Annotated in this window: 23 protein-coding genes; 3 read left to right on the top strand and 20 right to left on the bottom strand. The window is 45.2% G+C overall.

Annotated elements, in window-relative coordinates; translation table 11 throughout:
• Positions 1-42: 42 nt before the first annotated feature.
• The 5 genes from V5G21_RS11665 to V5G21_RS11645 form a co-directional block, all read right to left on the bottom strand.
• Complete coding sequence (locus V5G21_RS11665; RefSeq protein WP_035205362.1) at positions 43-1062, bottom strand: mannonate dehydratase; 1020 nt, start codon at positions 1060-1062, stop codon at positions 43-45.
• Between the two features lie 126 nt (positions 1063-1188).
• Positions 1189-1527 carry a hypothetical protein gene (locus V5G21_RS11660; RefSeq protein WP_011245324.1) on the bottom strand — a complete coding sequence of 113 codons (339 nt, stop codon included), beginning with the start codon at positions 1525-1527 and terminating at the stop codon, positions 1189-1191.
• An 18-nt stretch (positions 1528-1545) separates the two neighbouring features.
• Positions 1546-3540: a DUF6792 domain-containing protein gene (locus V5G21_RS11655; protein ID WP_338464762.1), complete on the bottom strand. Its 1995-nt coding sequence runs from the start codon at positions 3538-3540 to the stop codon at positions 1546-1548.
• The gene (locus V5G21_RS11650) at positions 3530-4243 is read right to left on the bottom strand and encodes a hypothetical protein (protein WP_063608189.1); all 714 of its coding nucleotides are present in this window, start codon (positions 4241-4243) and stop codon (positions 3530-3532) included. Before V5G21_RS11650 ends, V5G21_RS11655 begins: the two co-directional genes overlap by 11 nt.
• A 181-nt stretch (positions 4244-4424) precedes the next feature.
• Positions 4425-5138 carry a hypothetical protein gene (locus V5G21_RS11645; RefSeq protein WP_063608188.1) on the bottom strand — a complete coding sequence of 238 codons (714 nt, stop codon included), beginning with the start codon at positions 5136-5138 and terminating at the stop codon, positions 4425-4427.
• Between the two features lie 256 nt (positions 5139-5394).
• Here V5G21_RS11645 and V5G21_RS11640 point away from each other — a divergent pair, with 256 nt between their 5' ends.
• A complete protein-coding gene (locus tag V5G21_RS11640) occupies positions 5395-5715 on the top strand; it encodes an NUDIX hydrolase (RefSeq protein ID WP_338464759.1) in 321 nt (106 codons plus the stop codon).
• A gap of 108 nt (positions 5716-5823) precedes the next feature.
• Here the strand turns inward: V5G21_RS11640 and V5G21_RS11635 are convergent, their stop codons facing one another.
• The 6 genes from V5G21_RS11635 to V5G21_RS11610 form a co-directional block, all read right to left on the bottom strand.
• Positions 5824-6549, bottom strand: coding sequence for a tetratricopeptide repeat protein (locus V5G21_RS11635; protein WP_235360734.1), 726 nt, complete (start codon positions 6547-6549; stop codon positions 5824-5826).
• Between the two features lie 324 nt (positions 6550-6873).
• The gene (locus V5G21_RS11630) at positions 6874-8244 is read right to left on the bottom strand and encodes an MATE family efflux transporter (protein ID WP_338464757.1); all 1371 of its coding nucleotides are present in this window, start codon (positions 8242-8244) and stop codon (positions 6874-6876) included.
• Positions 8245-8871: 627 nt separating this feature from the next.
• Positions 8872-10602, bottom strand: coding sequence for a methyl-accepting chemotaxis protein (locus V5G21_RS11625; RefSeq protein ID WP_050748928.1), 1731 nt, complete (start codon positions 10600-10602; stop codon positions 8872-8874).
• Positions 10603-10781: 179 nt separating this feature from the next.
• A complete protein-coding gene (locus tag V5G21_RS11620) occupies positions 10782-12077 on the bottom strand; it encodes a CitMHS family transporter (protein WP_095316698.1) in 1296 nt (431 codons plus the stop codon).
• A 70-nt stretch (positions 12078-12147) separates the two neighbouring features.
• Positions 12148-12459 (bottom strand): AtuA-related protein, encoded by a 312-nt coding sequence (locus V5G21_RS11615; protein WP_338464753.1) that lies wholly within the window; start codon positions 12457-12459, stop codon positions 12148-12150.
• A complete protein-coding gene (locus V5G21_RS11610) occupies positions 12456-13793 on the bottom strand; it encodes an acyclic terpene utilization AtuA family protein (protein ID WP_338464752.1) in 1338 nt (445 codons plus the stop codon). Before V5G21_RS11610 ends, V5G21_RS11615 begins: the two co-directional genes overlap by 4 nt.
• A gap of 198 nt (positions 13794-13991) precedes the next feature.
• On the opposite strand from V5G21_RS11610, the gene V5G21_RS11605 reads away from it, so the two are divergent.
• Positions 13992-15347 carry a sigma-54 interaction domain-containing protein gene (locus V5G21_RS11605; RefSeq protein WP_011245314.1) on the top strand — a complete coding sequence of 452 codons (1356 nt, stop codon included), beginning with the start codon at positions 13992-13994 and terminating at the stop codon, positions 15345-15347.
• A 79-nt stretch (positions 15348-15426) separates the two neighbouring features.
• Here V5G21_RS11605 and pdxT read toward each other — a convergent pair whose 3' ends face one another.
• Together pdxT and pdxS are read right to left on the bottom strand one after the other, a co-directional pair.
• Entirely contained in the window at positions 15427-16014 is a 588-nt protein-coding gene (gene pdxT, locus V5G21_RS11600; RefSeq protein WP_011245313.1) for a pyridoxal 5'-phosphate synthase glutaminase subunit PdxT, read from the bottom strand.
• Positions 16015-16018: 4 nt separating this feature from the next.
• On the bottom strand, positions 16019-16906 hold the full coding sequence (gene pdxS, locus V5G21_RS11595) for a pyridoxal 5'-phosphate synthase lyase subunit PdxS (protein ID WP_011245312.1): 888 nt from the start codon (positions 16904-16906) through the stop codon (positions 16019-16021).
• Between the two features lie 121 nt (positions 16907-17027).
• On the opposite strand from pdxS, the gene V5G21_RS11590 reads away from it, so the two are divergent.
• Entirely contained in the window at positions 17028-18422 is a 1395-nt protein-coding gene (locus V5G21_RS11590) for a PLP-dependent aminotransferase family protein (protein WP_035205374.1), read from the top strand.
• Between the two features lie 2 nt (positions 18423-18424).
• Here V5G21_RS11590 and V5G21_RS11585 read toward each other — a convergent pair whose 3' ends face one another.
• The 7 genes from V5G21_RS11585 to V5G21_RS11555 all read right to left on the bottom strand — a co-directional run bounded on the left by V5G21_RS11585 (position 18425) and on the right by V5G21_RS11555 (position 24126).
• Positions 18425-18709 (bottom strand): hypothetical protein, encoded by a 285-nt coding sequence (locus V5G21_RS11585; RefSeq protein WP_035205377.1) that lies wholly within the window; start codon positions 18707-18709, stop codon positions 18425-18427.
• A 276-nt stretch (positions 18710-18985) separates the two neighbouring features.
• Positions 18986-19498 (bottom strand): D-lyxose/D-mannose family sugar isomerase, encoded by a 513-nt coding sequence (locus V5G21_RS11580; RefSeq protein ID WP_035205619.1) that lies wholly within the window; start codon positions 19496-19498, stop codon positions 18986-18988.
• A 9-nt stretch (positions 19499-19507) separates the two neighbouring features.
• Entirely contained in the window at positions 19508-20593 is a 1086-nt protein-coding gene (locus tag V5G21_RS11575) for a PTS fructose transporter subunit IIC (RefSeq protein ID WP_011245309.1), read from the bottom strand.
• A gap of 14 nt (positions 20594-20607) precedes the next feature.
• On the bottom strand, positions 20608-20925 hold the full coding sequence (locus tag V5G21_RS11570) for a PTS fructose transporter subunit IIB (protein ID WP_011245308.1): 318 nt from the start codon (positions 20923-20925) through the stop codon (positions 20608-20610).
• Positions 20922-21386 (bottom strand): PTS sugar transporter subunit IIA, encoded by a 465-nt coding sequence (locus V5G21_RS11565; protein ID WP_011245307.1) that lies wholly within the window; start codon positions 21384-21386, stop codon positions 20922-20924. The genes V5G21_RS11570 and V5G21_RS11565 overlap by 4 nt, the downstream gene beginning before the upstream one ends.
• Before the next feature lie 16 nt (positions 21387-21402).
• Positions 21403-22278: a ketose-bisphosphate aldolase gene (locus V5G21_RS11560; protein ID WP_011245306.1), complete on the bottom strand. Its 876-nt coding sequence runs from the start codon at positions 22276-22278 to the stop codon at positions 21403-21405.
• 21 nt (positions 22279-22299) lie between these two features.
• Positions 22300-24126, bottom strand: coding sequence for a BglG family transcription antiterminator (locus tag V5G21_RS11555; protein WP_035205380.1), 1827 nt, complete (start codon positions 24124-24126; stop codon positions 22300-22302).
• Between the last annotated feature and the right edge of the window lie 97 nt (positions 24127-24223).

The following is a 24223-nucleotide window of genomic DNA, read 5'->3' as shown; positions in this document are numbered from 1 at the left end:
GGTCAAGTAACTGACCTTGTGGGATAGCCCCTTTATTTCCGTTTACCATTTTGTCCCTGTCACTTCATTCAAGGCATTAAGCAATGCTTTTATGTAGCCAATTGAATAGGCAAAACCAATGCTTCCATAACTCCACCCAATATTAGAGTGGGCCCAATTGGCATTTAAATCTGGGCTGTCTCCTTCTAAAACGGGGACATGATCAGGATTGAGGCATCCATCATAGCCGACTTTTTTTAATTCGAGCAGCAGTTTAAACATGTTCATATCGCCATCATCGAGGAGTGCTTCCTCAAAAGCACCCGCTGTTGGCAAAGCCCCGCGCACATTGCGGAAATGAATCAAAAACAAGCGCCCTTTTCGGCCGTAATGATTGATTTCATCGACAACAAGGGAACTGCCTCCCTCTTCTGCACGCGTTCCCATACAATAGATGTAACCAACTTGCTTGCTCGGGAATTCATCCATAATCCGCCTGTAGCCAAGGCCGCCAAAAGGCGTTCCTTGCAGCGGCGAATCAGACGGATGCATTCCCAACTTAATGCCTGCCTCTTCCACCGCCGGGACTAGTTTTCCATACGCATAAAGAAAGCGCTCCCACCATTGCTCATGGGCTTCTAAAGTCGGCGCTTCATAAGGCGTTTGGCTAAAAACAAGGCTTTCACCTCTCGCCAAAGCCCCGCCCCGTTGCCTTGCTTTGTAACTTTGAGTCAAATGATTAAACGTATCTCCAGCAAACCGCTGGCGTACAATCGGTATTCCTGCTTCAGCAAATACGTTGATGGCCGCCACCGAATGATCGACTTCCTTCTCACTTTCTTCAGCTCCTGCCATAAAAGCGGCTGATAAATCAGGAAGCGTAACCCGGTTAATGTCGAGCCCAAAGGAACGAATTCGCCGTTTCAGCCGGAGCAACGCATCCAAATCAGGATAGCCTTGCTCCTTTACTCCAGGGAAGCTTGAACCACTGCCAAAATCAATACAATCCACGCCCAATTGTGTCATTTGCTTTAAGTCGCCATCTGATAAATCACACGTTGTTGTCGTAACCGATACCCTCATTCCTGATCCCCCTAGCAAATTTTTGATAAATTAATTGTAAGACAAATAGACATTTCAGTCAATTACATTTTCACCTATACAAAAAAACACCCTGAGCACAATCAGCGTGTTTTCAATCAATGTCTTTTATTCATGAAGCATACGCCTATAATGAAGGGAGACACGTTGCTTCGAGATATTCTCCAAGTAGTTCTCAGCTAATTCTGTCGCTTGTCTTGCTTCAGAAGAAACAAGTTCAATCCGCATCGCCATATCTCTTGTCAATTCTTTTTCCTTCTCCTCAAGGGCGTCAATAAACGCGCCGCTGCTTGCGCCTAAGCTGGCTCGCAGCGATTGGCCCAAAGCAGCTTGAACCACATAAAGCTGCTTAAGCGACAGTTCAAGCTGAAGTCGCTTCCACACATAGCTTGGCGGTTCTTTAAATTGGTGTGTAATCACAACCGCTCCTGTATCATCAGGAATCATCACTCGTCCTCCTTCCTATTACCCCGAAAGTGTAAAAATCGCGGCAACGTTATGTTCTTCATCAAAAATATCTTCGATCCCTTCACGCATCTTTTCAAGGAAGGTGCGCTGCTTTTCCAATTGCTCCACCAAAGCTGCTTCCCACACTGGCCCTTCAGGCAATGTGATTCCGCCAATTTGGTCATGGACGACAATTCGCTCTATGCGGCTGCCTGCTGGCGCATGGCTTTTATTTAACAAGTGCTGATAGGCCTTAGGGTTGCTTTCCATATCATCAAACGCTTGGACAAGCGCCTTTTTTTGGTTTTCGACATCCTCTACGACCTCATGCTCATACAGGCGCACAAACGCTTGCACTTTTTCCTGTTGCTGCTCAACAATGGATAGGCCGTTGTAATACGCTTCGACAGTGGCACTTAAATTAACACGGATTTCCTCGCCTCCGTGTTGTGTGCTCACTATCATTTGGTTGTTGTAGTACGAGACACCGTTTTCTGCATTCAGCGCGTTCAACAATTCATGGATGCTGTGGCTATGGCCGATTTCATCCATAACTTCTTGCAATTCCTTTTCTAAAGCCTGCCAATGGCCATACAACTTTTCACCATGTTCGATTAACAGCAGCAAAAAAGCCACGTCACTTCCTAACAGTCCACTTCCTCCATCCCGAATTAAATACGGTGATTCTTTATATACGTCTTCAAGATGCTTATAATCATGAAGGACTTCCAGCGATTCCGTCAACCCATTCAATTCCTTAACAATGATGTCTTTCGAAGCCTCATCAATATAGCCTGCCTCAACCAAATACCCGAACACCTCTTCAGCCGAATCATTTAAGCCTTGAACCGTCTCCACGATCGGCCCTACGTTCCGCTGGAATTGCTTAATATGGTAAAACTCTGTCAGTCCCTTGCTTAACAAATCAAAGGCCTGTGGAATTTTCGCCCCTACTTGCCCTAGCGCATGGGAACGGGCCATCTCTCCCCGCATAAAGACAGGATACTCTGACAAATCAATCGTGTCCGCTTCCAGCAATTGTTGAAGATCAGCCTGCAACTCGTTAAAATCATCAAACACCGTCCGCTTGAGACCCGTCATTTCTTCCAACACGTCGAGGGCACCATCTACTCCATTATCCATATACGCATCAGCGGCTGGCATAAAAATCGCTTGCCACTTGGCGATTTCCTCATCTGGCAGATTGGCAAGAAGCGGCGACAGTCCTGCATAATTTTTGTTCGTTACAATCCCCTCTTTCGCTTCTACTGGAACAGTCACAAACCCTCTCGTATTTTCCATCAACGCATAAAGGGGGTCATTGCTCGAACGGAGCTGATGGATAGAACTGGTGTCGATTTTTTCTTCTATGTACTCGACGGCGAACTGTTCGAGTTTATCAGGAGGGAGGGTGTAGATGGCGTTTGGAGTTGATCGAGTAAGACCGAATTTATTATTAACTTTTCCTGCAAATACTGCATCTGCAGTATAAAGTTGATACACATTGATTTGTGCACCATTAACCCCATAAACCTTGTCAAAGCTTTCATTTAACACTTGAGCGGTTAAATTATTGTTATTCGCGAGCGAGTGGCCTAAACCGACTGTCAATACCTCTGCATCGCCCACATTAAACGCCTTTTTCGCTTCATCGACAAAAGTATCAGCATCGATTGCCTGCGACGCGTCTTTTCCTTGGAACAGCCCAATCGCATTGTATAGCCAATCCCCGGGATCATTAGAGCCTTGTGATATTACGTAAAGCTGATTGATGCTTTTCTCTTCGTTTTCAAAATAAATTGCTGTCCCATCATAATCTGATTCCAAATCGTTGCTTTCATTTGAAGTGTAAACTTTCATGTCTGCTGGAAGCGCTTCTCCCATTTCTTCAATGTAAATTCGCCGCACTTCTTTTTCAAATTCCTCTTTAGACATACCCTGTTTCATTTTGTATTCCAACTGAGTAATACGAAGCCATACTTCGTCTTTTATTAATAGTTCGTCATTCGCCATCCGTCTCGCCTCCATCGCCACGAGTTCCTGAAAACTGAATCGACTTTACCCACTGGAGTATATAAGCTTCTTCCTCTGCTAGATCCATTTGACAACTTTCGGCCTCTTCATCAACACAGGAAGAAATATAAAGAAACTCCATTGCTTGAGGCGCTTCTTGGGAAGATACTTTGTAGCCCATGAAAATATAGCTTTGATAACCCTCAAGATCTTCTATCGTATACCCATAGTATGTAAGGCCATGTTCATCTTCCATTTCTCTCCATTCTTCTTCATAATCCCAACGCCCTCTTAAGTTATCTAAAAGCCGTTCTGGTTTTTTGGCATTCCCTCCATAATTATATTGGAAGTCAACCAAAAACCCCCGATTCTCTTCTTCACTTTCATAAGCAAAACGCAATTTTTCATAATGATCTCCGTCAACGCCGGAAGCATTATACATAAACACAGCCTCTTCCGGAAACCAAATTGTAAAGGCACCGATTTTTGAGCGCATTAAATAATACCCGTCAGCTACCGGCTCTGTCGATACCATCATTTCTCGCGAATGTTCGCTTTGAAACGCATCAATTTGCGGCAAGTCTGCTGGGTCCATTTCTGCTGGTGTTTTTTCTGGTTCTTCTTCTGGTGAGCTACCCATTTGGCCACAACCTCCTAACATCATGGCAATGACAACTGCCAGCAATGTCTTGCTTTTGTTCATTCTGCTCGACTCCTTAGGCCTCACTACCGCTTTTTTATCATTTTTAGCATAAATATGAAAATAACGACACTGACATAAGACTTGTGAGGTTAGACCTAGAGTTGTTACTTGAAAGCACTTAGAAAAGGGGAAATGCTTCTAGACTCTGCTCTCTTGTTGGTTGTCTTTTATTAATAGTTCGTCATTCGCCATCCGTCTCGCCTCCATCGCCACGAGTACCTGAAAACTGAATCGACTTTACCCACTGGAGTATATATGCTTCTTCTTTTGAAAAATCTATTTCGCAACTTTCTGCTTCTTTATCTAAACATGAAACGACATATAGAAACTCCATTGCTTGAGGAGCTTCCTGGAATGACACTTTGTACCCCATAAAAACGTAATTTTGATAGCCTTTAAAATCTTCTATTGTAGACCCATAGTATGTAAGACCGTGTTCATCCTCAACTTCTATCCACTCCTCCTCATAATCCCATCGTCCCCTTAAGTTATCCAAAAGCCGTTCTGGTTTTTTTGCGTTTCCTCCATAGTTATACTGAAAACCAACTACATATCCCCGGTTTTCCTCTTCACTTTCATAAGCAAAACTAATTTTTTCATAATGATCTCCATCAATACCAGACGCATTGTCCATAAACACGGCCTCTTCTGGAAACCATATCGTAAAGGCGCCAATTTTTGAGCGCATTAAATAATACCCATCCGCCACTGGCTCTGTCGACACCATCATTTCTCGGGAATACTCATTTTGAAACGCATCAATTTGCGGCAAGTCTGCCGGGTCCATTTCTGCTGGTGTTTTTTCTGGTTCTTCTTCTGGTGAGCTACCCATTTGGCCACATCCTCCTGCCATGATGGCAATGACAACTACCAGCAATGTCTTGCTTTTGTCCATTCTGCTCGACTCCTTAGGACTCACTACCCGTTTTTTCATCATTTTTAACATAAATATGAAAATAATGACACTGATATAAGACTTGTGAGGTTTGAACTAGCTGGATGTTTCAATGGAAATCACCTGTGTTAAACTTTTTTCACCGGAATTTTCCGAATGATGAATAACAGGGGGAATTGTCTATGAGAGATAGAAGTTCGGTGGTCATAATAAAAGATGAGAAAGTCGTTTTAATTCAAGAATTAGAGATGATGCTATGTATTATGTTTTCCCTGGTGGTGGAATAGACCCAGGGGAAACACCAGAAGTCGGTGCCAAAAGAGAAGCATTGGAGGAGTTAGGAGTCGACGTAAAAATTAATGAGTGTATTTCCAAAATTGAATTCAACGGAACTCAATATTTTTTTCTGTCTGAAATTATTTCTGGAACTTTAGGAACTGGACAAGGGGAAGAATACCTGGACAAAAATAGAGATAGCGGAACGTACTTGCCAATGTGGGTAGATATAGAAAGTTTATCATTGATTGATGTTAGACCCAGTGAAGTTGCTTTAAAAGTTCAATCGCTATTCAATTGACGCATCTCCCAAAAAATCAACACTCTATATAATCGATAGGAAACGTAATGAGATGCCTCATTCTCATTGCACGGTATGTCTATTTGTTGTGTTTTTGGCGAGTGTGAGTCACAATTTTCCCTTGCAAATATGAATGGCGTATTCGGTTGATTCTATTAAGTCTTTTTGCCCCTTCTGAATTCTTAAATTTAAGGCTTTGTGAAAATAACTTATAGCAAGATCGTAATTTTCTTGGTCAAACAAATTTTTGGCATAATGTTGATAAACAAAATCTAGTATACCCCGACGTTCATCACATATTTCGGCTTCTTCCATCAGTTTCTTAAACATTTGATTAGACGTATAAAAGTCTTTCTGCCATTGATATGTGTGGGCCAAACGTAGTTTATTAACAAACAAGCTATTGTCATTACTTGTGCTTTCATATGTTTGAATCGCTAACCTTAAATATTTTTTACTTTCTTCCAATTCTTTAACAATCCGCAAATAAACGCCCATTAATCCATAGATTTTTGCTACTTCGTTTTTATCGTTCTGGAATATTGGTATTTGTTTTTTTAGAAATTCGATACCTTTCATCATTTCAGCTTTTGACAGAGGAACTTCTCGCAAATTTTCATCAAAATAAAAACCTAAATTAAATGGGATAGCAGACATGTCCATCCTTTTATTTAGACCACCTTTCAAAGAATCATTCGCTACCGCCTCGTCGCCCTCGCTACGAGTTCCGGAAAATCGAATTGATTTCACCCACTCAAGGGCAAACTGTTTTTCCTCTTCTAAATGAATCTCACATCCTTTAACCTGTTTGTTTACGCAGCTTACATCGTACACAAATTCTATGACCTGAGGGGCTTGTTTTGTAGAAACTTTATATCCTATTACAACAATTCATTTTGCGCCATTTCTTTTGCCCCATAAAAAATCATGCTCTCATCTTCTTCAATCTCATTCCATTCCTCTTCGTAATCCCATCTCCACCTTAGAAGATGCGGTCAGTTTTTTTAAAATTTCCCCCGTATTGGTATTGAAAATTCCTTGTATATCCGCGATTTTCCTCCTCACTCTCATACGCAAAACGCAATTTTTCATAATGGTCGCCATGTTGGTTTTAAAAACAAGCATGATCCGAAAAGTGCCGGACCATGCTTGTTTACTTTAAACTCCTTGCTGTTCTTGTTTGCCTTTTACTAAAATGGTATCGCGGTCTCGGTACAGCAAAAATGTCGCAAGGATAAACGATAGCAAATCGGCAATAGGAAATGCTAAGAACACGCCGGTGATGCCCATATATTGAGGCAGCAACAACACAAGGGGAATGAGGAAAATGATTTGCCGTGACAGTGATAAAATCAAGGCAGGGATTGGTTTGCCAAGAGCTTGGTACAAACCGCCGGCGACCACTTGTACGCCAGCAAGAAAGAAACCAGCGAACATGATTCTCATCGCTGTTGTGCCTGTCTCAATCGCAAGAGGGTCTGTCGTGAAAATTCGCATCGAAAGAGCTGGGAAAGCCATCATAATAAAGACAACGCCAATCGAACAGGCGACCACGACTTTTAATGTCAGCCAAATGGTCTCACGCATTCGCGCAAATTGTTTGGCTCCATAATTGTAACCGACAATCGGCATCATTCCTTGCATAACGCCAATCATCGGCATCACCGTAAACATCATAATCCGCTGGATGATGCCAAATACACCGACGTGCATATCGCTTCCATGTTGAATGAGCATCGCGTTGATGGCGATCATCATCAAACTCCCTGATGCTTGTTGGACAAATGCAGGAAAGCCGACAGACAAAATTTCCTTTACGACAGAAAACCGCAGAGACACGCTTGTCCAACTGAGGCGCAACGAACTTTCACCTTTAACGTAATACCGCAAAATAAAGAAGCTCACCGCTCCTTGGGCAACAACCGTGGCGACGCCTGCCCCTTTAACGCCCATATCGAGAGCAAAAATGAAAATGGGGTCGAGAATGATATTCAGAATGGCCGGAATGACCATCGTCACCATCGCAAACCGAGCGTTTCCTTCCGAACGAATAATATTATTTGTTGCAAATGTAAAAGCAAAGAATACCGTACCTAGCATGATCGGGAACATGTAGTCATAGGAATACGGCAAAATATCCGGAGTGGCGCCGAATAAGACAAGCAAATCATCCAGAAAAAATAGCGCCGTGATTAAACCGGCGACGCTCATGACTACAATGAGCGCAAGCACTGTACCGAACACGCGATTGGCGTCTTCGTGCCTGTTTTCTCCTAGCCTTCTAGAAATGACAGACGCGCCGCCAATTCCCACAGCTGCCGAGACCGCCATCATGATCATCATGACGGGGAAAGCAATCGTTAGACCCGCCACCGCTTCAATGCCAACACCATAGGAAATAAAGAGAACGTCGACGACATTGTAAAACGCCATGACAAACATACCGATCATGGCTGGAACCGATAGATCTCGAAGCAATTTTCCGATCGGTTCGTTTCCTAACTTTGTGCTATTGTTCGTCTGTTTCATGATAAAATCCTTCCATTAAACGGTTAACATCCTCAAGCATTGGAGGAAAACGCTCCTTGCTTTTCATATGAACCGTCCTTTTCCTTTTAACCTAAGAGCTCTTTGCCATCTCCCCTTTTTCCTCAACTTGCTGCTTAGCAAGCTAGCTTTAGTTATTGATGGACAGACAGCCAAAAGTTTGACTCTAATATGTTCTCCATGAGGAGCGTGTTTTTCCTTCTACCTAATTATAGGAAGGGAAACACCGTATACTAATGAAATGTTGGGGCACACAAGTACAGAATCTGTCTAGAAGGCCGACTCCATTAACCCTTACGGCCCTAACCATACAAAAAAACTGCAGAATGCCTGTTCTGCAGCTTAACGTAAACGGCTTTACTATTGGGAAGACGCCCTAAAAAAAGAAAGGCAGACGTATCCGCCTTTCTTCAAGTTCTTTTTACAAGCCCCGTAGAAAAGTTATAAACTTGGACAGACAGACGGATTCCGTTTACTCTGCAGCATGCAGAGCCTTGAACTATGAAATTACGTGTCCAAAACAAATCCAATCTGGCTGCGCATCGTTTAAACCCCTCCTCTTTCAAGTAATCTTACTATACTGGTGAAATAGCTGTCTGTCAATGTATATTATTCTGTTTTATAATAAGCTAAATCGTCATTCATTTGCTGGTTTAGAGCTGTTAATTTTTCTGCGGCGGTGGCGATCGTTTCTAAGGCCGTTCCTTGTTCATCAAAGGAGGCTGTGATTTCTTCAACGGATGCGGCTGTCTCTTCTGCTACACTTAACGCTTGTTCCACCGAGAAAGTCATCGTTTTTGCTTGACCTGTAATATTTTCCATTTCATTTTCGATAATATAAATGGCGCCGCTTGTCTTTTGAATAGAAGCTTCGATCCCTGTGAATACTTCTGCTGTTTGTTTGACTGCTTCTTTTAATTCATCTGAGTAGTTGCCCGTTTGTCCGATTAGCATGATGATTTGCTCCATCTCGTGTTCAATTCCAGAGATGACCTCTTTTATTTCAGCTGTACGCGTATTCGCCTGTTTCGCAAGCTTGCGTACTTCTCCAGCAACGACGGCAAAGCCATTGCCATGTTCTCCTGCCTGGGCTGCTTCAATGCTTGCGTTTAAAGCTAAAAGATTCGTCTGCTCGGCGATGCCATTAATCACTTGCGTTACTCGCGAAATGTCTTGGATTTTTCCATATAATTTAGTAATGCCGATGCTGATATCTTCTGACGCTTGGTGGGAATTGGAATGGGACTGTTCCAAGTGGGAAACCATTTCTCTTCCTTTTGCAGAAGCAATGGAAGACTCAACGGATGTTTCCACCACTTTTTGCTTTTGCTCGTTGATTGATTGAATCGACTGGTTCAATTCCCCGACTTGCTCATTGGCTTTTTCCAGTTGGATGGCTTGATCTTGCGTTCCTGACCCGATTTCATTAACAGCTAAAAGCATCTCTTGGGCCGTTGCTGATGTCTCTTCTGCTACTGCTGACAAGTCCGAGGCCCGATCGAGGACATTGATGCCAGATTGCTGCAAATCAGCAACCAATTTTTTCAATTGGGTCGTCATTGTATTGAATGACCGACCTAACCGGCCAATCTCGTCGTTGGACTCTGGCAAGTTCGAGTAGGAAATGTCGCCGTCAGCAATTGCAGCTGCCGCAGTCGCCACTGTTTCCAGCGTTTGCACTCTTTTGCGGATAAGCCAATAAGCGGCAAGCAATGCTGCAATGGAGACGATAGCTGTTAATGCCGTTATATAATAACCAAGCTCTTGAATGTCGCTATAAAATTCGCTTTCAGTTGCCGTCATGCCAATATGCCAGCCCCAAGGTTCGAAGTATGTCATGTAGCTGATTTTTTTTACTTGTACACCGTCTTCAACACGATTATAAAACGTAAACCGATCTTCTACATTTTCCTTTCTAGCACTTTCGACAAATTGTTCCCGATTTGTCGTGTCTTCCGGAATTTCACCGATCTCATTAGTAGGGTGAAGTTGGGTTGCGTAATCTTCTGTATACGCTACCATATATCCGTCTGATTTATAAGAAAACAGCGATTTGGAATGCTCATATCCGTTTTCTGTTTTAGGTCCAGAAATCAGCAAACGTGCCCGTTCCTGCCCTTCTTCTAGCGATATTGTGCCATTCTCGATATCCTCTTGTATGGCTGTTAATAGAGGCAGCGCTGCATCGACAGTATGTTTCATATCAAGCATGCCCGCGTCAATCAGTTGATTTTTCGCTAACGTATACGTAGTAGTGCCAATTGCTAAACTTGTCATTAGCACACATGCTACAAGCAAAGCAGTTAATTTAACTAAGATTCTATTCCTAAATCTTTTCATGAACATCCCTCCCCCTTTTTGTATCGGTTAAAAAGTGACAGGGATGAATATTGCTTATCTCATATCAGGATGCTTATTTCCCGTCGGCACGAGGAACCGTTTAAACGTAGCCTATTAATCGAAAACCTCGAACCGATCATTCTTCTTTCGTTTAGCGGCAATAACCCGTTTTAGCTTTATCACCAGCCAGACAACACGCCAGTAAGCAAAGCAAATAGCGCCATCCATAGTGTCGTTAAAAAGGCCCACTTGAACATAAACCGTTGATGGTCGCCTAGTTCTACTTGCGCGAGGCCAATCAATAAAAACGTTGATGCCGTCAGCGGACTAAGGGGAAAGCCGACTGTCATTTGCCCAAGTACGGACGCTTGAGCAATTTCAATTCCAGGCACGCCATACATTTCTGCCGATTGGGCAAGAATCGGCATGACCCCGTAATAATAGGCATCAGGATTAAAGACAAGGCTGAGGGGCATGCTCGCAACGGCAACGACGATTGGCAGCGAACGACCAAGTTGTTCAGGTACAAGGTCGACTAGTGCTACCGCCATTGCCTCGATCATCCCTGTGCCTGTCAGGATGCCAGTAAAAATTCCCGCTGCAAAAATAATCGATAACACCGGCACCATTCCTGACGCCTGCAGCTGGATTTGTTGCATTTGTTCTTTTGGATTCGGGTAATTCATTAGCAACGCAAGCACAAAGGCAATAATAAAGACAACAGGCAGTGGCAACCATTGCATCACCAATGTTGTTAACGTCAAGGCGGTCAACAACAAGTTGGGAATAAACAACTTGGGGCGTTTCATGTTCATTTGTTCTTCTGTTTGGCCACTGCTCATTGAATATTCAATCGATTGGACACCAATGCGTTGTCGCTCTTTTTTTCCAATCCAGTACGCGACAAATAAAAGCCAAAGAAATCCTACCGCCATCGAAGGCAATAGTGGGATAAATATTTCACCAGGATCAATGCCAAGCGCGCTGCCGGCGCGGGCAGTCGGACCTCCCCACGGCATAATATTCATGAGGCCAGCTCCAAGGCCAACGATTCCTGCCAAGACGATCCTGCTCATGCCGAGTCGATCATAAAGAGGCAACAAAGCTGGGATCACGATTAAGAACGTTGATGCCCCTGAACCGTCAAGATGAGCAACCATCGCAAACAATAGTGTGCCAACTACTACTTTTAATGGGTCGCCTTTTACTGCTTTTAAAATCCGGGCAAGAATCGGATCAAACATGCCCGCATTGTTCATAACGCCGAAAAACAAGATCGCAAAACCTAACATAACGCCAGTCGGGGCGACAAGTTGAATGCCCTCGAGCATGTGCTCGCCGAGCTCAAGGCCAAACCCGGCAATGATGCCAAAAACAATTGGAATCAACACAAGTGCAACGATAACTGACAGCCGCTTCGAAACGATGGAATAGAGAAACACCGCGATCGTAAGAAAACCAAATAATGCTAGCATGAAATCCCTCCTTATTTAAGCGCTTTCAATTGTATAAAATACTAAACGAGCATAGACGATACCCGCTCGTTTATAACCAAACTTCCATTTCAAGGAGATACCAAGAGAGCGATTTACCATGTGCATCAAAATCAAGGGCGGCCGCTACGCCACCTGGACGAGTGCCATGGATGACAAAATGGAGTGCGGCCAATTGAGGAAGCTCATAACGGTCAACACTGCCAGAGGCTAGTCGGCGAAAATGTTGCTTGACCGCCGCTGCCGTTATTTGTTGACTTACGTTTTCGTAAAATCGTTCATCGTACAGAAACAGGCTGACCGTTGTCTGTTCGCCTTTGTCGCCTGCCCGAGCATGGGCAATTTTATATAAAGGTGTAGTCATGCTATTACCTCCGTTACGAACACTTTTGTCTTCACCATGGTTCGTGGAATCGATGCTGAATAGGCAGAAACGACACGTTTTGCCTGTGATCGAACTCCGCCTGGACCCCCTGGGCCATTTAGCCACAAGGCTTCCACTTCTTCCCCAACACGTTCAGCTTGCCGGCGGTCCTTCGCTCTAGCAGCTACACGGAGAAGGACTTCATATGGGCGGGCGGACGGCTTATTCTGAAAAAGCCCATTCACCCCAAGCAATTCATGTTTAACCTCTTGCTGGTTAAACCCTGCACTTGTCAATCGGGCCAATACGATTTCAGCGGCGAGACGGGCCCGTTCAGCTGCACCGTAGCCTCCATAGGCAATCATGCCTTCACCAATGTAGCCTTGGTTCACGCCAATTGTCGCTTTTAGTTGAGCGGGCCGCTCACGACCGTTTCCCCCGTTCACTGCAATCCGGTTGTCAGCAACTTCCTTAAACCATACAGATGAAAAATCGGCGGTAACATCGGGCGTCATATAGGCAGTTGGGTCCATTACTTCATACAATAATTGCTCTTTGCATGTTTGGAGCGTCACCGTTCCCCCGCTTCCTGGCGTTTTCGAAATGATGCCAGTCCCATCAGCAAAAACATCAGCAAATGGCATTCCGAGCCGGTGCAACTCCGGCACACGCTTATTGCAGCCATCAGCAAAATAACCACCACTTACTTGGGCGCCGCACTCAAGCAAGTGGGCAAGTACTGTTCCTGCACCAAGCAAATGCCAATCTGAAAGCTCCCAGCCAAACTCATAAACCATCGGCGCCAAAAATAATGAAGGATCTGCAACACGGCCAGTTAGGATCACATCGGCTCCTTGCACCAAAGCAGGCAAAATCGCGTCAACTCCTAAATAAGCGTCAGCGGAAATAACATCATCACCGAATGTGGAAAGAGGGGCGCCCGTTTCCCATAAAGGCGGGTCGGCTTGTTTTGCTTGTTCAAGCACATCCGCACCAATGACCGTGGCGACTCTCAGCTTTGAAAGACCGAGAGAAGAAGCAATTTCTGCCGTTTTCTTTGCAGCACTTTCCGGATTAGCTGCCCCTAAATTTGTAATGACCGTTACCCCTTTGTCTTGGCATAACGGCAATAAAGCTGCCATGCGTTCTTCTAAAAACTGGCCATAGCCTTTTTCACGGTCTACCGCTTTTTCTAAGTGAGCAAGCGCCGTTGTCCGCTCAGCAAGCCCTTCCAAAACAAGATAATCTAAATCCCCGTGCTTCACTAAATCCACTGCTGCATCAATTCGGTCGCCGCCATAGCCAGCGCCAGTGCCAATACGTATCGATTTCATACTCTCCCTACTTTCTGCCATCTTTGCTATGCCTATTTGAATGCAATCATTGTGCCAACTGTTAATACGCAAACTTCCTAGGCTACAAGGCGCCATTTCTAAAAACAAAGAAATACATTCTAATAATTAAGAACAAAATTGGCCGTTTATCGCAAAGGCTGATATGATAATGAAAACGCTTAAAAAGGGGGCTTCCAAGTGAATGGACATGCCATTCTTGATGCCATTCAAGACGGCATTCTTGTCATTGACAAGCAAGGGATTGTCAAGAAAATTAATAACGAATATACACGCATCACAGGCGTTTGTGCACAGGACATTATCGGCAAACCCCTTCTAGAAGTCAGGCCAGAAGCACAACTTGTTTCCACGCTAAAAGACAAAAGCGTACGTGTCGGCGTTTATAGAAAAGTCAATGGCCGAGAATACTTAGTCGATATGGCGCCTATTTTTGATGGCGACCAAGTGGTAGGAGCCGTTTCAATCTGTAAAGGCAAACAAGAAGTGCTGGATTTGACAAAGACAATTGAACAGCAAAAACAACAAATTCAATGGTTGCAGCAAAAAGTAGAAGCCAGTTTTCAAGCGGCCCATCATTTTGAATCGATCATTGGATATAATCAAGGGTTAAAAGAGGTAACAGCGATTGCCCGCAAAGCAGCAACCGCTCCTTTTCCAGTCTTGATTACAGGAGAGAGCGGAACAGGGAAAGAGCTTTTTGCGCAGGCCATTCATAGAGGAGGGAAAAATGCCTCACAGCCGTTTGTACCAATAAACTGTGCAGCGATTCCAACAGACTTGCTCGAAAGTGAATTGTTTGGCTATGAAACGGGGGCTTTTACAGGTGCCCAGAAAAATGGCAAACTTGGCTTGTTTGAGTTGGCTGACAACGGTACGTTGTTCCTCGATGAAATCGGCGAACTGCCCCTTTCCTTGCAAAGCAAACTGCTACGCGTCTTACAAGAAGGAACGATACGGAGGCTGGGTGCTTTAAAGGAAAAACGCGTTTGTACCCGTATAATTGCTGCGACTAACCAAAACTTGGCGGACTTAGTGAGCAAAGGTTTGTTTCGCGAAGACCTCTATTATCGTTTATGTGTGTTCCAACTTCACATTCCACCGTTGCGTGAGCGAAAAGAAGATATCCCTTTGCTTGCCAAAACGCTGCTTGCCAGCCAATCTGACGCGAAGGCAGTGGGGCAAGTAAACATTAGCGACGAAGCATTGGAAAGGCTTAAGCACTATCATTGGCCTGGGAATGTGCGTGAACTAAAAAACGCGCTTCAATTTGCCCTTTGCATGATGGATGAACCCGTTTTGCACCCAAGCCACCTGCCGCCGCATTTGGCAACGGACCAATGGCAAAGGTCCACGCCAATGTCGTTTACTCCTCCTACGTCATTAAAAGCAGGCCTGGAGGAAGCAGAACGGCAGCTTATTACAAACGTACTTGCCAATTGTGACAATCATTTAGAAGGCAAAAAGCAGGCAGCAAAACGATTAAACATTTCCTTGGCAACGTTATACAATAAAATGAAGAAACACCGTTTGTAATTGTAGGGAGAATGGAAAAAAACCGGACGGAAATTGTCCGGTTTTTTCTGTATAACTTGCGCAGAAGCCGTTGCCTTTTTTAATGAGCTTCCAACACAGAGCGCTCTGCTACCATCTTTATAAACGCTTGATGCAAGCGGGCGTCATCCGTCAATTCAGGATGGAACGAACATGCAAGGAAAGAGCCTTGCTTGACGGCAACGATTTCTCCGTTGTATTCGCTCAAAATGTCTACATCTGGTCCGACTTCTTTAACAAGCGGCGCGCGAATGAAAACAGCAGTCAGTTTTTCGGCTACCCCTTTCACATCAAGCGTTGCTTCAAAACTATCCCGTTGCCGCCCAAACGCATTGCGCTCAACAACCATGTCGATAAAACCTAAGTGCCCATCTTGCTCACCCGAAAGAGTCTTTGCCATCAATATCAGTCCAGCACATGTTCCTAATATCGGCTTTCCTGATTCGCCAAATTCTCGCAACGGCTTAAAAAGTTGATACTTGTCAATCAACCTACGCATTGCCGTCGACTCACCACCTGGCAAAATAAGCCCATCGACTTCTGCTAGCTGGTCTGCACGCTTTATTTCGATTGCTTCTGCGCCACTGTTCGTTAATAAACGGATATGTTCACTAACCGCGCCTTGTAAGGCTAATACGCCAATTTTCATAGACTTACCACCCACGGTCCTGCATCCGTTCTGCCGGCGCCAATGTCGCCACGTCAATTCCTTTCATAGCGGAACCAAGGTTTTTCGAAAGCTCGGCAATCCGTTCATAATCTGTGTAATGGGTTGTCGCTTCCACAATTGCCCGAGCAAATTTTTCAGGATTGTCTGATTTAAAGATGCCCGATCCAACAAAAACGCCGTCAGCGCCTAGATGCATCATAAGAGCGGCATCTGCTGGCGTGGCGATGCCCCCTGCGGCAAAATTGACGACAGGCAATTGGCCCGTTTCCTTAATGTGCAGCAATAATTCATATGGGGCGCCTAATTGCTTGGCTTCCGTCATCAACTCATCTGTCGACATATGGGCTACTTGTTTGATTTGCGCCTGCATTTTCCGCATATGGCGGACTGCTTCAACAATATTGCCCGTTCCTGGCTCTCCTTTTGTGCGAATCATTGAAGCGCCTTCGCCAATCCGGCGCGCTGCTTCGCCGAGATCGCGGGCTCCGCAGACAAACGGCACTGTAAAATCACGTTTGTTTAAATGATAGACTTCATCAGCCGGTGTTAGCACTTCGCTTTCATCAATATAATCGACACCCATCGCTTCCAGAACTTTCGCTTCAACGATGTGGCCAATGCGTGCTTTTGCCATGACTGGAATCGAAACAGCGTTTAACACTTCTTCTGTCACAGTTGGGTCTGCCATTCTCGCCACACCGCCAGCTGCACGAATATCAGAAGGCACCCGTTCCAATGCCATGACCGCCACAGCACCCGCTTCTTCAGCGATTTTGGCTTGTTCGGCATTAATCACATCCATGATAACGCCGCCTTTTTGCATTTGCGCCATTCCTTGTTTCACCCGGTCTGTTCCTACTACTTTTTCCATTTGTCCCACTCCTTTATCGTTGCTTTTTTTGGATTTGCTGACTAGTATAGAAAACAACTGACCACATTGTAAGTGTCAGTTTTTAAGAAAATGATGAGGTCAGAAAAAGGAGCGGTCTAACATGGAGCTGCTGTGGTGCGAATTAAATCGAGATTTGCCAACGCCCTTATATGAACAATTGTACGCACACATCAAAACGGAAATTACGGAAGGCCGCATTGGCTATGGCACGAAACTTCCCTCTAAACGCAAACTAGCCGACTCTTTAAAATTAAGCCAAAACACGGTTGAGGCAGCTTACGAGCAGTTAGTGGCAGAAGGGTATGTCGAAGTGATTCCAAGAAAGGGATTTTATGTACAAGCCTATGAAGACTTAGAATACATTCGGGCTCCACAAGCACCTGGAGATGCGTTAGCAACAAAACAAGACACGATTCGCTACAATTTCCACCCGACCCATATTGACACAACCAGCTTTCCATTTGAGCAATGGCGCAAGTATTTCAAACAAACGATGTGTAAGGAAAATCACCGTTTATTGCTGAATGGAGATCATCAAGGCGAGGCTTCATTTCGGCGCGAAATTGCCTATTACTTGCATCATTCACGTGGCGTCAATTGCACACCAGAACAGGTGGTAGTCGGCGCTGGGGTGGAAACGTTGTTGCAACAGCTGTTCTTGCTCCTTGGCGAAAGTAAAGTCTACGGGATTGAAGACCCAGGCTACCAACTAATGCGGAAATTGCTATCCCATTATCCAAACGATTACGTCCCTTTTCAAGTAGATGAAGAAGGCATTGATGTTGACAGCATCGTCCGCACAGCGGTAGATGTCGTTTACACAACGCCATCGCGCCACTTTCCTTACGGTTCTGTCTTATCGATCAATCGGCGCAAACAATTGCTTCATTGGGCGGAAGCACACGAAAACCGCTATATTATTGAAGACGATTACGATAGTGAATTCCGCTATACAGGAAAAACCATTCCATCCTTGCAAAGCATGGACGTCCATAACAAAGTCATTTATTTAGGCGCCTTTTCAAAATCATTGATCCCGTCTGTCCGCATCAGTTATATGGTACTGCCGGCACCACTTGCCCACTTATATAAAAACAAGTTTTCTTACTACCACTCAACGGTATCGCGCATTGACCAGCAAGTGCTGACGGCCTTTATGAAACAAGGGGACTTTGAAAAACACTTAAACCGGATGCGGAAAATTTACCGCCGCAAGTTGGAAAAAGTTCTGAGCCTGTTGAAACGATATGAAGACAAGCTATTGATAATCGGTGAACGTTCCGGCCTCCATATCGTTCTCGTCGTAAAAAATGGAATGGATGAACAGACACTGGTTGAGAAAGCATTAGCCGCCAAGGCAAAAGTGTATCCACTGTCTGCTTACTCCCTTGAACGCGCAATCCACCCGCCTCAAATTGTACTTGGCTTTGGAAGTATTCCTGAAGATGAATTGGAAGAAGCGATTGCGACAGTGTTGAATGCATGGGGGTTTTAAATTCACCCATCCCTTTCTAAATGGATCGTATGCCCTGTATCAGGGTCAACATAAGACGAATGAGATTCGGCCTCAACATACTCCAATCCATTTGTATCAGGAATATCTTTAGGATCAAGATGAATGACATGTGGGTTCAGTATCGTTTCCCGTAGCAGCTGAGGCGTGTCTGTTGTTTGTGGGGTGTTTGTTGGTTGTGAGGTGTTTGTTGGTTGTGGCGTGTCTTTTGCCTCAGCGCAGCCCACTAAAACAAGTGCAAGCATGGGTATTGCCAAAAGTCTATACATGGAGAAACCCCTTTCCCATTCTACTCGTTAAGAAAAGGGTACATGAAGCGAGTTGAAAATTCAATATTTTGCCACCATCTTTTTTCTTTTTCAAAGCGGACTGCTACTCCTTGGCACTCAACGCTCGTGTTTTGCAACTCTAGCATGGAGCTTGCTTAAAGCCCTGCCTCAACCAATAGCCTTCCGCCTACCTTAAAATCCCCTTCAGGCAGTATAAACGCTGCTTAAAGGGGGCGTGTGCTTACATAAGCAACTTAGAGCTGTTGGCCGTTCACGTTATCGTGTAATGCGCGGATCGGTAAAGATGTCACTGGCGTCGTCGCTGTGGGATGAAAATTCACTGATAATCGCCCCTTGGGGCCCTGCTTGAAACCAGTGGCGCGTGTTTGGCGGAATCGTATATTGCTCGCCTGGCAAAAGCACGATTTCTTGAGCGGCTGTGTAGTAAGCAGCATCCTCAGCGGGCGGGTCGACACTTGGATCGTCCGTTGCCTCCCCTTCAACAAATAGATGGACACAGCCAAAGCGGCAGCGGAATGTTTCTTCTTTTCCAGGGGTGCCGTCTGGCCGAGGTGGGTGTTTATGTTCTGGGCACGTTTGGTTCGGGAACAGCACCAATTCCTTGGCACAGTAGCGCGGGCTGTTTACATAAGTGAACAGTTGCAAACCGCTTTGCTCAAGGCGCCCTAGCCCAAAGTCAGCAACTTCAATAGTGTCCGCTTCTTGGTCCGTTAAGAGAAACCCTTGTTCTTCAAGGGCTTCTCGTGTTTTTTGCTTTGCCGTTTCCATATCCACTACTTACAACCCCTTCGTCAAGCTGAAGTCGTCAAGGTCGACTTCCTCCTCTTCAGGTTCTTGTTCCATTGCCTCTTCCTCTTGTTTGACTGCCGGTTTCCACAATGACAACATCGTACCGGTAATGAGGCTGCCGATGGCAAGCGCTAACACAAAGTACCAAGGTTCAATCATCAGTGGTACCACAAACAAACCGCCATGTGGCACAGTGCTTCCGACTCCCCATACCATCGAAAGCCCGCCGGCAATTGCTGAGCCAAATGAGCACGAAGCGACAACGCGGATCAAGTCCCGCGCAGCAATTGGGATAACCCCTTCGGTAATCATGCAAATGCCCATTGGCACGGCTGCTTTTAATGTTTCTTTTTCTGCTTTTGTATATTTGTATCTTGTAAATAGGAAAGATAGAGCAATACCGAAGACAGGCACCATGGAGCCAATGAATTTTACTGCTTCTGGTTCATAAATGCCTTCTACAAGCAGCCCATCGGCAAATAACGAGGCCGTTTTGTTGACAGGGCCACCGAAGTCAAAACTGGACATTGCGCCGAGGATCGTCCCCATAAAGAAGCGCGAACCACCTTCCATTGATTGCAACAGACCTAGCAGTGAGTTTTGCATGCTGGCAATGGGCTGGCCAATGATTGTCAACATGAGCAAACCAGAGAAAGCGGTTGCAATTAAAGGAATAATCATGACAGGCATCAGACCAATCATGCTCTTTGGCACTTTCACATACTTTTTGATTGCCAACACGACATAACCTACTAAAAAGCCGCCGAGTATGCCGCCGATAAAACCGGCCTGGATTTCATTGGCAATAAAGCCAATGACGAGGCCAGGGGCGAAAGCGGGGCGATCGGCAATCGACATGGCAATCGCTGCTGTAAAAAGGGGAACGACGAGCGTCATGCCCCAACCGCCAATTTGGTTCAAGTAAAAGGGGATCGTTCCTTCATGGTTGGCGACATCGGCTCCTCCGAAGATTTGCCCTAAAGCAATGCACAAGCCGGCCGCAACAATCAGTGGGATCATATAGGAAATACCAGTCAACAGATGTTTTTTAATCGTCAAGCCGATTGATTTCATGCTGCTTCTCCCCTTTACACGTTTGCGTTCAATTCAGCTTCGATTTTCTTGATGAGCTGCTTTGGCGATTTGATGGCAATATGTGTCGGGATGCGGATGACTTTTTTCTCTTTGAAACGATCGCGCCCCGATATGCTAATGTCTGCTGCAATGATGACGACGTCCGCTTCCTTGATCTCGTTTGCTGTCAACTCATCTTCCGTGCCGATCGTCCCTTGTGTTTCAATCTTAACTTCGTGCCCTGCTTCTTGTGCCGCTTTTACAAGCTTTTCTTTCGCTAAAAATGTATGGGCAATTCCTGCCGTACAAGCCGCAACACCAACAATTTTCATGATTCTCCCTCCTGTTCATCAAATGCCTGTATAATGTCGTCTTTTGAGTTCGATTCAAGCAATGCGGCACACACTTCATCGCGGGCAAGCGCACCAGCTACTTTGGCCAGAAGCTTTAAATGAAGATTGCCCTCATCTTCTTTGCGTACCGCAAACAAGATAATCGCCTGAACCGGTTTTCCGTCTAACGTTTCCCAACCAATTGGCTGTTTCGTCCGGCCGATGGCAATCGCTGTGTGGCGAACAGCATCCGACTTGCCATGGGGAATGGCGACCCCGCCGCCAATCCCCGTCATGCCTTGAGCTTCCCGCTCATATACATCTTTTTCAAAGCCTTCTTTTGATTCGATGGCCCCATTCTCATCAAGCAAATCAATTAATTCTTTAATCGCGTCTTCTTTCGAGGTCGCGCTTAAATCAAGCTTGATCACATCTTTATGCAATAACTCCGCTAGCTTCATTGGCCTATTTCCCCTTTCACTCACTGAGCTTGTACAACGGTGCTTTGCCTGTTGAACCGAAAAGCGCCATTTTTTTGCGCAACACTGCTTTCGCCGCTTCTCGGGCTTCAGGCATTAACACGTCCGGTTCAAAATCGTGTGGTTTCTCTTGAAGCGTTTGGCGCAACTGGTTGAAAAAGGCGCGTTTCATATCGCTAGAGAGGTTGATTTTTGCTACCCCTAATTGTGTCGATTGGCGGATGTCCTCATCTGGGTTATCCGAGCCGCCATGGAGGACTAATGGGATGCCTACTGACTCATTGATTTTCTCCAGCCGGTCCAGTTGGATTTTTGGCTTCATATGCTTTGGATAGAATCCATGAGATGTGCCAATCGCGACGGCAAGTGTGTCGCAGCCAGTACGTTCAACAAATTCCCGTGCTTCATCTGGTTCAGTGTAAAGAATTTGGTCTGCGCCTCCTTCAGAGCTGCCGTCATTGTTGCCGATTGTTCCTAGCTCGGCTTCTACGGAAACACCGACTGAGTGGGCTATTTCAACCGCTTGTTTCGTCAAGGCAATATTTTCTTCAAACGGCAAATGGGATGCATCCATCATCACCGATGTATAGCCATTTTGGATCGCCTGGGCAATATCAGCCAATGTCGCCCCATGGTCGAGGTGGATCACGATTGGCACGCGAGCACGGTGTGCTGCTTCTCTGGCGTAAGCGATAAACTCATTGCCTATAAGCGCCAACTCATTAGGATGGATTTGTAAAATTGCTGGCGATTTTTCTTCCTCTGCCGTCTCAATAATGGCGGATAGCAATTCGCTATTAGAAACATTGTAGGAGCCGACTGCAAATTTTTGTTCATATGCGACTTTAAGCAATTCTTTCATCGTGATAAGCATATAGTTTCCTCCAAGTTAAGGTTATAATGACAAACTATTCCGAAATCCTTGGTACGACTTCATGTCTTGAAGACGTGCCGTTTTACTAAGTTGATAAATTTCGCGAAAGATTGATTCGTACAACACGGTGTCCCGTTCACTCACCAACAGCAAGAACACCATTTGGACTGTCCGCTCCCCCCATTGGACGGCACGGCTGTTCATGCCAACAAAAATTTTTGTTTCCGGGGCATCGATTGAAATAAGCGGATGGGGCACAGCCATGCGGTTGCCAATGTCTGTAGCAGACAATTGCTCCCTCGATTCAATCGATGGCAAGTACACTTCGGCTCCTGCCTTTTTTACAAGCAAGCGCAGCAGCTCTTCTTTTGTCTGCCCATTTAAACGGAAAAAGCAATCTTCGGTAACACGTGCCTGCAAAATCCCGTAAGTTAAGCATTCCTTAATGCGGGCAATATCTTCTTTTGTGATGAAATCGCCTTCAATATACAATGTCTTATGCTGTGTCTTGAGCTCCTTGGACGTTGTCAGTACAAACGCGGCATCGCGGGGCACTGCAGAAGGAGCATAAGGAATATAAATTTCCTGAATCGACACTTGCGGATACGCTTGTTCCACTTTTTGTTTCATTAGTGTGGTCATAGCCAAACTTTTTGTGCTAATTAAAGGAACACGGATTGGCTTTCGTTCCATTCGGTCAATTGCCGCCTGCAAATGAAGGGCTAAGTAGCTTACTTCCGCTTCAGGAACGGAAATAGACAACTTTTCTCCTAGTTCCTCAGCAAAGACAACCGCCATCTGAAACGCATGAATGTATTGGGCTTTAATCATCGATAACGATGGAGCTTCGATTTCATATTGGTCTTGTAATACGGACAACATATTTTGCAAATGCAACGTTAAATGCCTTAGCAGCTTTTGGTCGCCTATTAAATCGACGCCGTACTGCTTCTCGAGTAACGACAACCCTGCTAAGCAGGCCGCCTGTAGCCGTTCAGAAGCGGCTGTGTTGCCGTTTTTTTGGATCGGAAGCAACTTGAAGGCGATGCAATTAGAAGCAAGATAAGCAAGTTCCCCATCGGGGCAACATGGCCAACCAATCGCATTCGCTATTTGTTCAGCCAGTTTCCAGTTTGCTCCTGCTTGCGCGCTCTTGTTTGTGCTTAATTCATGCGTTTTTCCGCGGTGCACAGCGACAAGTACTACAGCCAATAACTTTGCCCAGACACTGGCCGACACATAGATGCTATTTGCACCTAAAACATCGCTTAACTTTTTGCCTATATCGGCAATGCTTTGCGGCGTATGCCATCCTGAAAAGGCCGTTGTCATTTGTGAAATTGCTTCTTGCTTTGCAGCAAATTCATTGTTGAACAAACTTGTCAACAACATCCGTTTATCTTGCTCGTTCCCAAGCAAGCGAATTCCACAAAAAGGCTTTGTGTCAAACATGGCTTTTCGGTCATACTGCTTCAGCCATTCCGACATCCTCATCACATCACTATGGATCGTTTGCGGCGAGACGAAATGGCTTTCCGCAAACTTGTCATAGCTCATCCATCCATTTGCATCAAGCAATTCTTTGACAAGCTGAAAAGCCCGTTTATGGTAATCTAAATCTAAATGAGAGCGCTTGTTAAACTGCGTTAATGTCCCTCTCAATTTATATCCAAGGCGGTTGTTGGAAACAATTTCTGCATTGATTAAATAGTCTTCATTCAAAATGCGAATGTCATTGCGAATCGTCCGGTCGCTTACGCCTAGCTGTTCGCCTAGCTCCCGGCCTGACAAAAAACGCCCCTCCTTTTCTTTTAATAATTGGAGCAGTCTGGCATGCCGTTTCTTCAATGCGACCACCTCCTAATTCTCACTATAGTTGGGCTCGCCTTCTCCTGCTAGGCTATCCTATTTCCTAAATGGTTAGGAAGTAAGCGCTGTCATAAAA

The sequence above is a fragment of the Shouchella rhizosphaerae genome, assembly GCF_036700015.1.
Taxonomy (GTDB): domain Bacteria; phylum Bacillota; class Bacilli; order Bacillales; family Bacillaceae_D; genus Shouchella; species Shouchella rhizosphaerae.
Note: the sequence above shows the minus strand (reverse complement) of the source record. Positions and strands in the feature narration are given on the sequence as shown.